The organism is Flavobacterium piscisymbiosum, assembly GCF_020905295.1.
Lineage (GTDB): Bacteria > Bacteroidota > Bacteroidia > Flavobacteriales > Flavobacteriaceae > Flavobacterium > Flavobacterium piscisymbiosum.
The window spans coordinates 5,442,884-5,456,476 of record NZ_JAJJMM010000001.1; the positions used below are offsets into that span (position 1 = coordinate 5,442,884).

Annotated in this window: 3 protein-coding genes; all 3 read left to right on the plus strand. The window is 38.1% G+C overall.

Going from position 1 to position 13,593, the window contains the following annotated elements; genetic code table 11:
- The first annotated feature begins 11 nt into the window (after positions 1 to 11).
- The 3 genes from LNP81_RS22970 to LNP81_RS22980 are packed head-to-tail and all read left to right on the plus strand — an operon-like array spanning position 12 to position 13,454.
- Positions 12 to 10,556, plus strand: coding sequence for a T9SS type B sorting domain-containing protein (locus tag LNP81_RS22970; protein ID WP_230039608.1), 10,545 nt, complete (start codon positions 12 to 14; stop codon positions 10,554 to 10,556).
- Positions 10,557 to 10,590: 34 nt separating this feature from the next.
- Positions 10,591 to 11,508: a PorP/SprF family type IX secretion system membrane protein gene (locus LNP81_RS22975; RefSeq protein ID WP_230039609.1), complete on the plus strand. Its 918-nt coding sequence runs from the start codon at positions 10,591 to 10,593 to the stop codon at positions 11,506 to 11,508.
- 11 nt (positions 11,509 to 11,519) lie between these two features.
- Entirely contained in the window at positions 11,520 to 13,454 is a 1,935-nt protein-coding gene (locus tag LNP81_RS22980) for an OmpA family protein (RefSeq protein ID WP_230039610.1), read from the plus strand.
- Positions 13,455 to 13,593 lie beyond the last annotated feature (139 nt).

Sequence of the window (13,593 nt, forward strand, 5' to 3'; positions counted from 1 at the left end):
AAATTTTTAATATGGAAAACTTTACTTTTAAAATCAGAATAAAAATCCTTCTAAGTTTTATATTAAGTTCTTTGTTCATGAATGTTTATGGCGGAGAAGGTACAAAACAAACCACACCGGATGTTAATCATCGAGCTTCTCTTTGTATCAACAACAATGAGTATGGTAATTTTGCCAGATACGGTTCTACTAATGAACAACGTTTATACATTAGGATTCAAAACCCCAATAGTGAAAAAGTATATCTGGGTTTTAGTAAAGCCAGAAGATCTGCTCCTGATAATAGCAATTCAGAGGTTGATTCTAAATTTAGAATTTTAGATCCTAACGGCAATGTTGTATTTGGAAGTTATAATTTAACTACTTCATCATCAAATATAACTGGTACAGAAGCTCAAAAACTTTCAAGAGCTCAAAACGGACCAAATGGAATTAATGGTATTACTACAACTGGTTATGTTCCTATTGTCTTTGATCCAACTGGTTTACCTGCCGGTGATTATTATATTGAATTTGAAACCAATAATAATAGTTATACAGAACTTTATTATAATTATTATGACATTACAGTTGCTAATAATTCTACTAAAAATTCTATTTCAGGACGTCTTTATTCTAAACGTTGGGCTCTTGCAATGGATGATGTTAGTACTGACTTCAATGGCGCTTTCTTTGTTTTTGCGCCAGATAACGGCTCTACAACGGGAGCTATTACACAAAATGGTTTTGTAAATAAAATTAATTTTAATGGTGCAGGTTTTAGACCTTGGTACTTTAATGTGGCGTTTAATAATACTGGAGCAGGAAGCACAGGAAATACAGCTAATGATCAAAAAAGTGTATGGAATGCAGCTAACGCAACTAAAATGAGTCCGAAGTATGAGGTCTTTCTTAATGATCCTGATATTAACGTCTGGAAAAACGGAACGTATAACGGAAACATACAAATAAACGGAATTACCAATTGTGGTATTGGAGAAAGTAATATTAATATTAGTGTTTTTAAAAGCGGAACAATTGATATACTTCTTGATTTTAATAATGGTGACGGAATTTATACTCCAGGTACAAAAGATGTACTAACTACTCAAAGTGTAACAGGTTCCGGAGCTCCACCATATGCTGTTAGTGTTCCCTGGAATGGAAAAGACGGATTGGGAAATACTATAGCGCAGGGTACGTCGATACCTATCGTAGTCTCTTTTGGACAGGCTGCATTTCATTTTCCGATGTATGATATAGAAGAAAATCAAAATGGTTTTTCTTGTACAACTGTAAGGCCGGCTGCTCCATCAGGATATGTTCTAAAACTTTACTGGGATGATAGTAACATTACTTATACAGGAGGTGTTTTTAGCAGCAAAATAAACCTTACCGGTTGTACTCCTAATAACGTTCCTCCCGGTAATTGCCATACCTGGAATAATTTCAATAGTAATAATAATGGTAGTCCTCAGTACGGGAATTTAAATACCATCAATACATGGTGGTATGCCAATCGGGATTTTGTAACCTCTAATATTACTTTGCCTCCATTTTACACTGTCGCATTAGGGCCAAAAACGAATGTGACCTGTTTTGGCGGAAACGATGGTAAAATTCAGGTAAATGTTACCAACGGAACTGCACCGTTTACTTATTATATTAATGGAGAAACAACTCCAAATACTTTACAAGCTCTAATTGCCGGAACCTACAATATAAAAGTAGTGGATGCCAATGGTTGTTCTGCCAATATTAACGGAGTAGTTATTACGCAACCAACTGCAGCTTTAGCACTTGCGGCTTCTTCTAAAACGGATGTTATCTGTTATGGAAAAAGTACAGGAAGTGTGAATGCCGGCGCAATAAGCAATTCAATTGGAACTGTTACTTATTCGTGGAAAAATGCTTCGAATGTTTCGGTGGGAACTACGGCTTCTGTTTCGAATCTTCCGGCGGGAACTTATACTTTGACTGTTACTGATAATTGTTCAACTCAAACAAACTCGGTTATTATCGGACAACCTACTGCAGCTTTAACGCTTGCGCCTTCTTCTAAAACTGATGTTACTTGTTTTGGGTTTAGTACCGGATCTGTAACTGCGGGTTTAGTTACTAATTCTGTTGGAACGGTTACTTATAATTGGAAAAACGCTTCAAACGTTTCGGTGGGGGCTACAGCTTCGGTTTCGAATCTTCCGGCGGGAACTTATACTTTGACTGTTACTGATAATTGTTCGACTCAAACTAATTCAGTTATTATCGGACAACCAAGTGCAGCTTTAGCCCTTGCAGCTTCTTCTAAAACTGATGTTACTTGTTTTGGGTTTAGTACAGGATCTGTAACTGCTGGTACAGTAACCAATAATGTTGGAACTGTAAATTATGTTTGGAAAAATGCTTTGAATGTATCTGTTGGAACTACGGCTTCAGTTTCGAATCTTCCGGCGGGAACTTATACTTTGACTGTTACTGATAACTGTTCGACTCAAACTAATTCAGTTACAATATCACAACCAAGTGCGGCTTTAGCCCTTGCGGCATCTTCAAAAACAGATGTTACTTGTTTTGGGTTTAGTACAGGATCTGTAACTGCTGGTACAGTAACCAATAATGTTGGAACTGTAAATTATGTTTGGAAAAATGCTTTAAACGTTTCGGTAGGAACTACGGCTTCTGTTACGAATCTTCCGGCAGGAACTTATACTTTGACTGTTACTGATAATTGTTCGACTCAAACCAATTCAGTTATTATCGGACAACCTACTGCGGCTTTAGCCCTTGCGGCATCTTCAAAAACTGATGTTAGTTGTTTTGGTTTTAGTACCGGATCTGTAACTGCTGGTTTAGTTACTAATTCTGTTGGAACTGTAAATTATGTTTGGAAAAATGCTTCGAATGTTTCAGTAGGAACTACAGCTTCTGTTTCGAATCTTCCGGCGGGAACTTATACTTTGACTGTTACTGATAATTGTTCGACTCAAACAAACTCGGTTATTATCGGACAACCTACTGCAGCTTTAGCGCTTGCGGCATCTTCAAAAACAGATGTTACTTGTTTTGGGTTTAGTACCGGATCTGTAACTGCGGGTTTAGTTACTAATTCTGTTGGAACTGTAAATTATGTTTGGAAAAATGCTTTGAATGTTTCAGTTGGAACTACGGCTTCTGTTTCGAATCTTCCGGCGGGAACTTATACTTTGACTGTTACTGATAATTGTTCGACTCAAACTAATACGGTTACAATATCACAACCAAGTGCAGCTTTAGCCCTTACAGCTTCTTCTAAAACGGATGTTACTTGTTTTGGGTTTAGCACTGGATCTGTAACTGCTGGTACAGTAACCAATAATGTTGGAACTGTAAATTATGTTTGGAAAAATGCTTTAAACGTTTCGGTAGGAAATACGGCTTCTGTTACGAATCTTCCGGCAGGAACTTATACTTTAACTGTTACTGATAATTGTTCGACTCAAACTAATACGGTTACAATATCACAACCAGGTGCGGCTTTAGCGCTTGCAGCTTCTTCTAAAACTGATGTTAGTTGTTTTGGTTTTAGTACCGGATCTGTAACTGCGGGTTTAGTTACTAATTCTGTTGGAACTGTAAATTATGTTTGGAAAAATGCTTTGAATGTTTCAGTAGGAACTACAGCTTCTGTTTCGAATCTTCCGGCAGGAACTTATACTTTGACTGTTACTGATAATTGTTCAACTCAAACAAACTCTGTTATTATCGGACAACCAAGTGCGGCTTTAGCCCTTGCAGCTTCTTCTAAAACTGATGTTACTTGTTTTGGGTTTAGCACTGGATCTGTAACTGCTGGTTTAGTTACTAATTCTGTTGGAACTGTAAATTATGTTTGGAAAAATGCTTTAAACGTTTCGGTAGGAAATACGGCTTCTGTTACGAATCTTCCGGCAGGAACTTATACTTTGACTGTTACTGATAATTGTTCGACTCAAACCAATTCAGTTATTATCGGACAACCTACTGCAGCTTTAGCCCTTGCGGCATCTTCAAAAACAGATGTTACTTGTTTTGGGTTTAGTACCGGATCTGTAACTGCGGGTTTAGTTACTAATTCTGTTGGAACTGTAAATTATGTTTGGAAAAATGCTTTAAACGTTTCGGTGGGAACTACGGCTTCTGTTTCGAATCTTCCGGCAGGAACTTATACTTTGACTGTTACTGATAATTGTTCAACTCAAACTAATACGGTTACAATATCACAACCAAGTGCAGCTTTAGCGCTTGCAGCTTCTTCTAAAACTGATGTTACTTGTTTTGGGTTTAGTACAGGATCTGTAACTGCTGGTACAGTAACCAATAATGTTGGAACGGTTACTTATAATTGGAAAAATGCTTTGAATGTTTCGGTGGGAACTACGGCTTCTGTTTCGAACCTTCCGGCGGGAACTTATACTTTAACTGTTACTGATAATTGTTCGACTCAAACCAATTCAGTTATTATCGGACAACCTACTGCGGCTTTAGCCCTTGCGGCATCTTCAAAAACAGATGTTACTTGTTTTGGGTTTAGCACTGGATCTGTAACTGCGGGTTTAGTTACTAATTCTGTTGGAACTGTAAATTATGTTTGGAAAAATGCTTTAAACGTTTCGGTGGGAACTACGGCTTCTGTTTCGAATCTTCCGGCAGGAACTTATACTTTGACTGTTACTGATAATTGTTCAACTCAAACTAATACGGTTACAATATCACAACCAAGTGCAGCTTTAGCGCTTGCAGCTTCTTCTAAAACTGATGTTACTTGTTTTGGGTTTAGTACAGGATCTGTAACTGCTGGTACAGTAACCAATAATGTTGGAACGGTTACTTATAATTGGAAAAATGCTTTGAATGTTTCGGTGGGAACTACGGCTTCTGTTTCGAACCTTCCGGCGGGAACTTATACTTTAACTGTTACTGATAATTGTTCGACTCAAACCAATTCAGTTATTATCGGACAACCTACTGCGGCTTTAGCCCTTGCGGCATCTTCAAAAACAGATGTTACTTGTTTTGGGTTTAGCACTGGATCTGTAACTGCGGGTTTAGTTACTAATTCTGTTGGAACTGTAAATTATGTTTGGAAAAATGCTTTAAACGTTTCGGTGGGAACTACGGCTTCTGTTTCGAATCTTCCGGCAGGAACTTATACTTTGACTGTTACTGATAATTGTTCAACTCAAACTAATACGGTTACAATATCACAACCAAGTGCAGCTTTAGCGCTTGCAGCTTCTTCTAAAACTGATGTTACTTGTTTTGGGTTTAGTACAGGATCTGTAACTGCTGGTACAGTAACCAATAATGTTGGAACGGTTACTTATAATTGGAAAAATGCTTTGAATGTTTCGGTGGGAACTACGGCTTCTGTTTCGAACCTTCCGGCGGGAACTTATACTTTAACTGTTACTGATAATTGTTCGACTCAAACTAATTCAGTTATTATCGGACAACCAAGTGCAGCTTTAGCCCTTGCAGCTTCTTCTAAAACTGATGTTACTTGTTTTGGGTTTAGCACTGGATCTGTAACTGCGGGTTTAGTTACTAATTCTGTTGGAACTGTAAATTATGTTTGGAAAAATGCTTTAAACGTTTCGGTGGGAACTACGGCTTCTGTTTCGAATCTTCCGGCAGGAACTTATACTTTGACTGTTACTGATAATTGTTCAACTCAAACTAATACGGTTACAATATCACAACCAAGTGCAGCTTTAGCGCTTGCAGCTTCTTCTAAAACTGATGTTACTTGTTTTGGGTTTAGTACAGGATCTGTAACTGCTGGTACAGTAACCAATAATGTTGGAACGGTTACTTATAATTGGAAAAATGCTTTGAATGTTTCGGTGGGAACTACGGCTTCTGTTTCGAACCTTCCGGCGGGAACTTATACTTTAACTGTTACTGATAATTGTTCGACTCAAACCAATTCAGTTATTATCGGACAACCTACTGCGGCTTTAGCCCTTGCGGCATCTTCAAAAACAGATGTTACTTGTTTTGGGTTTAGCACTGGATCTGTAACTGCGGGTGCGGTAACCAATAATGTTGGAACTGTTACTTATAATTGGAAAAACGCTTCAAACGTTTCGGTGGGAACTACGGCTTCTGTTTCGAATCTTCCGGCGGGAACTTATACTTTGACTGTTACTGATAATTGTTCAACTCAAACTAATTCAGTTATTATCGGACAACCAAGTGCGGCTTTAAGCGCTACAACAAGTCAAATTAATGTTGGTTGTGGTGGCGGTAATAACGGATCTGCTTCTGTGACTGTTTCCGGTGGAACTTTAGGATATACTTATTCTTGGGATACAACTCCTGTTCAAACCTCTGCAACTGCAACTGGGCTTGTTGCGGGAACTTATACAGTGACTATTAAAGATGCTAATCTTTGTACCATCTCTAAATCAGTAACTATTACTGATGGCGATGCTGTTAAACCAATTATAGATCCGTTGCCTTTGGCTTCCACAATTAATTGTCCTGCTTTACCGGTTTTTGCAACTGCAACTGCCACGGATAATAATGGTACTATTTCTTCATTAACTTATGATGATGTGGTTACTCAGGGTACTTGTGAGGGTTCATATATCACTACAAGAACATGGACTGCAGTAGATGCTTGCGGAAATATTTCTCTTCCTGTTAGTCAAGTTATTAATGTGCAGGACATTACTGCTCCAACATGGTCAACTGTTGTTTCTTCTTTAAATAAAACTATTGAATGCAGTGACGCAGCTGCTTTGACTTCCGCGCAAGCGTTATTCCCAATAGCTTCGGATTTATGTGATAGCGATGTTTCGGATATTGTAAAAGTAAGCGGTGCGTTTGTAGCTTCGGCGGATTGTTCGAATGCTGGAAGTTATACCAATACCTGGACAGTAAAAGACGATTGCGGAAATACTTCTGACTCTTTCACGCAAGTGATCACAATTCAGGATACTTCGGCTCCAACCTGGTCAACTGCTTTGGCTTCTTTAAATAAAACTATCGAATGTAGTGATGCGGCTGCTTTAACTTCCGCGCAAGCGTTATTCCCAATCGCTTCAGATTTATGCGACAGCGATGTTTCGGATATTGTAAAAGTAAGCGGTGCGTTTGTAGCTTCGGCAGATTGCTCGAATGCGGGAACGTATACCAATACATGGACAGTGAAGGACGATTGCGGAAATACTTCTGATACTTTCACGCAAGTGATTACTATTGAAGATACTTCGGCTCCAAGTTGGTCAACTGCTTTGGCTTCTTTAAATAAAACTATCGAATGTAGTAATGCGGCTGCTTTAACTTCCGCGCAAGCGTTATTCCCAATCGCTTCAGATTTATGCGACAGAGATGTTTCGGATATTGTTAAGGTTAGCGGTACGTTTGTGGCTTCGGCGGATTGTTCGAATGCGGGAACGTACACCAATACCTGGACACTAAAAGACGATTGCGGAAATACCTCTGATACTTTCACGCAAGTGATCACAATTCAGGATACTTCTGCTCCAACATGGTCAACTGTTGTTTCTTCTTTAAATAAAACTACTGAATGCAGTGATGCGGCGGCTTTAACTTCCGCGCAAGCGTTATTCCCAATAGCATCGGATTTATGCGACAGCGATGTTTCGGATATTGTAAAAGTAAGCGGTGCGTTTGTGGCTTCGGCAGATTGCTCGAATGCGGGAACGTATACCAATACATGGACAGTGAAGGACGATTGCGGAAATACTTCTGATACTTTCACGCAAGTGATCACTATTCAGGATACTACAAAACCAACATTTATTGGAGAACTTCCAACAGATATTACTGTTTCTTGCGACGCTGTTCCTGAACCTGCAAATGTTGAGGCTACGGATAATTGCAATGGTAATTTACCTATCGTTTTTACTGAAATTAAAAGTGATATTGTAAACGGTTGTTCTACTAATTATACTTTAACACGTACATGGACCACTAGCGATTGTGGCAAAAATACAGCTACTTATACTCAGATTATAACAGTGATAGATACAACTGCTCCTACTGGAACAGCTCCTGCTGATGTGGCTAATTTACAAACGATTGCTGATATTCCGGCTGGAAATCCTGGTGATATCAAAGATGCTGCTGATAATTGCAGTAGTACTGTAGATATTACTGTAAGTGATTCTAATAATGGTGGAAGTGGTTGCGACGGAAATGCTTATATCTTAACCAGAACCTATACTTTGACAGATTGTGCAGGTAATAAAACCGAATTGAAACAAACTTTTACTGTCGAAAATAAAGTTTCGGTTTCGGGAGTTGCTTCGAATGTAACTTGTCTTGGAGGAAAAGATGGTTTAATCTTGGTTACGAATACTCCGGGATCGACTGTTGTTATTAGAAATGAAAATAATGAGGTTGTTGGTAATACTAATTTACCGGCAGGAACTTACACGCTTACAGCAACATCATCTGTAAATAGCGGTAGCGAAACTTGTTCTGCAACTGCAACGGTTGTCATTTCTCAGCCAACTTATACGGTTAAAATATCCGGACAAATTATAAATAAAGACACAAACACACCAATTGCAAATGTGCCTGTTACTTTGGTTCCGCAAGGTACTACGACAGGTCCTATTTTATTGCGCATAACAGGTGCCGATGGTTTATATAATTTCTCAGGCATGGTTGCCGGAAGTTATTTGGTTCAGGTTCAGGATGCCAACTTGAATAGTGCACACCAATTATATCCTATAGATTCAAGTTTGTTCTTTACTACACTTGAAGATTGTAAAATTCAGGAACATAATTTTGAATACGGAAAATCGACACTACCGGTTTTAGGAGATTATGTTTGGTATGACACTAATGGTAACGGAGTTCAGGATGAATGGTATGATGCTAATAATGATGGCATTGTAACTAAAAATATTCCTGACGGAAACGGAGCAATTGATTACAGCCAATGGGAATGGATTGACCTTAATGGTGACGGAAGTTATGCAGGACCATCAAATGTGGGAGAATTAAATGCCGGTGGTTTTGGAAATGCTTTGAATGCTAATGTTATTATTGATGGCCCTAACGGATATCATCAAGAAGTAATTATAGGTATTGAAGGATTCTGGAGAGACCTACCTGCTACTGCAAATCCTTACGGAGATTACACTATAAAACTGGTAAAAGATGCTAATCTTGATGCTGTTGCTGCGAATTTGGGAGCTTCTGGTATGGTAAAAGTTCTTCCTTCTATCAATGATAAAAAAGTAACTAATAAAACCGGAAAATCACAATTACATACAGTTTGCAGTACTACAAGTGGTGCTAGCGGCTATATTGTGACAATAACACCTGAAGATTTGGTTCATTTGGATGCTGATTTTGGAGTGAATTGTAAAGTTTTCTCTGATATTGTTGCCAATGATGATTCGGCAGGACCAATTGCGGGAGTTAATCATATCACGCCAAATGTTTTAAATGTATTGCCTAATGATACTCTTGAAGGTGTAGTTGTAAAAGCATCTGATGTTATTATTACGACCGTTACTCTAAATGAATTTTTAAAACTAAACGCAGATGGATCTGTAGATGTTTTAGCAAATGCGCCAAGCGGTACTTTGACATTGGTATATCAAATTTGTGAGGCTGATCAGACTACAAACTGTGATACTGCAACTGTTACGATTACTATTGTCGATCCTGCTCCTCCTACTCCGGTTGTCGCCAATGATGATGTGTACACTAACATAGGCTGTAACACTTTCGGGTTAGTTGGTAATGTTTTGATCAATGACTTTAAAGGTCTCACACGTGCATCATTAGAACTGGTAAACTTTACATTATTGAATTCAAATAATAATGCTAAAACAGATCCAAACATCACTTTTGATGCTTTAGGAAATGTAACAGTATCCAGTTTAACTCCGGCGGGAACTTATACTTATAACTATCAAATTTGTGATAAACTTAGTGCCGATAATTGTGATACTGCTACTGTAACCATAACGGTTGTACCAAATGGTATTGTAAACATCTCAAGCCAGGCTTGTAATGATGATTCGACTCTTATTGATTTACTTTCTCTATTACCTGAAAACACACCTTTGACCGGAGTTTGGATAGATGCTAATAATAGTAATACGATACAAGGAAATACTTTTAATGCACTTGGTTTAGCCCTTGGCAATTACACATTTGAATATAAAATAACAGATCAAAATTGCCCTAGAAGCATTTTACTGAATATGGAAATTAATGATGATTGTAAAGTATTGGCCTGCGGAAACGTTGTGGTACACAATGCCTTCTCTCCTAATGGAGACGGAATAAATGACGTTTTCAGAATTGATAGTATTGATGATACAACTTGTTATCCTGAAAATAATGTAGAGATCTACAATCGTTGGGGAATATTAGTTTTTGAAACTGATAACTATAATAATACAACCAACGCATTTGATGGAATATCAAGAGGAAGAACCACCGTTAAGCAATCTGACGGATTACCAACCGGAACTTATTTCTACATTATTAATTACAAATCGTTAGATGGAAATAATGTACTTCAAAATAATAAGAAAGATGGGTATTTATATTTATCTAAATAAAATCGATAGTAATAATAATATAATAATATCTACTATGAGAGCAAAATTATATTTCTTCGTCATAATGTTTGTGGGAGTTGCCGGTTATGCACAGCAAGATGCCCAATATACGCAATACATGTATAATACGATCGCAATAAATCCGGCCTATGCAGGATCACGAGGCGCTTTAAGTATTTTCGGACTGTACCGCACCCAATGGGTCGGACTCGACGGAGCTCCTGAAACCAGCAGTTTTTCTGTTAACACTCCCATCAGCAACAGCAATTTAGGAGTTGGAGTTTCACTGGTTAATGATAAAATAGGACCAACTAATGAGAATAATCTTTCAGTTGATCTTTCCTATACGATACAAACTTCACCCGATTTCAAATTGTCTTTCGGGATCAAGGGAACGGCCAATTTGTTCAATCTGGATATAAACAAATTAAATCCGGAGAGTCAGGGAGATCCGCAGTTTCAGGATCTTGATAATAAGTTTTCGCCCAACGTGGGAGCCGGTGTTTACTGGCATTCTGATAAGGCTTATATCGGACTATCTGTTCCTAATTTTATCGAAACCAACCGTTACGATGATAATGACATAGCCATTTTTAAGGATAAAATTAATTATTATTTAATGGCAGGTTATGTATTTGATCTTGATAAGCTTGAATACATCAAATTCAAACCTGCTGTTCTGGGTAAAATGGTCGAAGGGGCACCGCTTCAGGTAGATGTATCGGCCAACTTTATGTTCATGGAAAAATTTGTGGTGGGTGTCGCCTATAGATGGAGCGCCTCACTAAGTGCCATGGTAGGTTTCCAGATCACTGACGGACTTTATTTAGGATACGGTTATGATCGTGAGACCACCAACCTGAACAATTATAATTCAGGATCACATGAAATATTCCTGCGTTATGAGTTCTTTAAAAACAACGGTAAAATGACAACCCCACGTTTCTTCTAAAAATAATCACTATGAAAAATTATATACTTCTCTGCTTAATAATAATCTGTTTTTCTTCCGAGAGTTATGCCCAGGATTCCAAGGTTGCTGCCGGAGATAAAAAATACGACAATTATGCCTATATCGATGCCATTAAAACCTATGAACGCGTAGCCGAAAAAGGATACAAATCTGAGGATATGTTCAGGAAACTGGGTAATTCCTATTACTTCAATTCTGATTTTGATGGCGCTGCTAAATGGTATGGCGAATTATTTGCCATGAATACTGCTGTTGAACCTGAATATTATTACAGGTATGCACAATCCTTAAAATCAACTGGACAAATAGATAAGGCCAATAAAATCCTTGGTGAGTTCAATGCTAAATTTAAAAATGACAACAGGGGAAAATTGTACAAGGAAGATGTCAATTATCTCGATGAGATCAAAGCCAATTCAGGACGTTATACAATTGAAGATGCAGGAATTAACTCCAAGTATTCAGATTACGGATCTTTTGTATACGACAACAAAATTTATTTCGCATCGGCACGTGATACCGGAAACTTCTCGCAACGCAAACACAAATGGACAAATGAATATTTTACCAATTTGTATTTTGCCGATGTAGATCCGGCAACGGGAAGCAGTGCCAAAGTCAATAAATTCAAAACTTCCATCAATACCAAATTTCATGAATCTTCTCCGGTTTTCACCAAAGACGGAAAAACGGTTTATTTTACCCGAAACAATTATGCAAACGGCAAAAAAGGAAAAGATGACAACAAAATTACATTAATCAAAATATACAAAGCCACACTGGACAATAACGGAAAATGGGGAAACATCACAGAACTTCCTTTTAACAGCGACAACTATAGTGTGGGACATCCTGCGCTGAGTCCGGATGAGAAAACTTTGTATTTTGCTTCAGATATGCCGGGGACCATTGGACAATCTGATATTTATAAAGTAAGTATTAACGGAGAAAGTTATGGCCCGCCACAAAACCTTGGTAATACGATTAACACCGAAGGCAAGGAAACCTTTCCGTTTGTGACAAACGAAAACGAAATCTACTTTGCCTCAGACGGACATCCCGGACTAGGCGGACTCGATGTATTTGTGGGCAATATAGAAGATAACGGAACCATCAGCAATATTCAGAATGTGGGTGCGGATATCAATTCCCCTAAAGATGATTTTGCCTATATCATTGATCCGGTTTCCAGACGTGGCTATTTCAGTTCCAATAAAGATGGCGGACAGGGATCTGATGATATTTATAAATTTCTGGAAACCCGAAAATTACAATGCGTTCAGACACTCGAAGGTATCATTACCGATCTGAATACAAATGCCGTTTTACCGGGAACAAAAGTGACTTTATATGAAGGAACAACTATTAAAAATAGTACTGTATCAGACGCAAACGGCTATTATACTTTTGCCGTTGAATGTGGAAAAACCTATAATGTAAGAGCTGAAAAAGAAGAATACACCACAAGGGAAGTCAGTGTAACCATTGGAAAACTAACAGGAAAAACAAGCCTTCCGATCGCACTGGAAAAATCAACCTGTAAAGTCACCATTGGCGATGACCTTGGAAAATGTTTTGGCATAAAAATGATTTATTTCGATCTGGATAAATCCAATATCAGAACCGAAGCGGCTTTGGATCTGGAGAAAATCCTGGATGTACTGAACAACAACCCAACGATGAAACTCGATATCCGTTCTCATACTGATAGCAGGGCTACACATCAGTACAACGAAGCCTTATCCAACCGCAGGGCCAAATCGACCATTGACTGGCTGGTTAAAAACGGTGTTGCCAAAAACCGATTAACCGGAAAAGGATATGGTGAAACACAAATGGTAAATGGATGTTCTGATGGGGTTAACTGTTCTGAAGAAGAACATCAAATGAACAGAAGAAGCGAATTTATTATTATGGGATTATAAAAATTAAATTCTAAGCCCGAAGCCTCGGAATAAAAAATCCAAATTCCAATACGTCTATTTGTATTGAAATTTGGATTTTTTTATTTGGGATTTTTCCAGTTGTTTATCTTTAAAAAAAGTCGTCGCAAATCAAAGATTT

Excerpts from the sequence above, each read along its gene's own strand:
- LNP81_RS22975 (WP_230039609.1), top strand. The coding sequence starts at position 10,591 with ATGAGAGCAAAATTATATTTCTTCGTCATAATGTTTGTGGGAGTTGCC.
- LNP81_RS22980 (WP_230039610.1), top strand. The coding sequence starts at position 11,520 with ATGAAAAATTATATACTTCTCTGCTTAATAATAATCTGTTTTTCTTCC.
- LNP81_RS22970 (WP_230039608.1), top strand. The coding sequence starts at position 12 with ATGGAAAACTTTACTTTTAAAATCAGAATAAAAATCCTTCTAAGTTTT.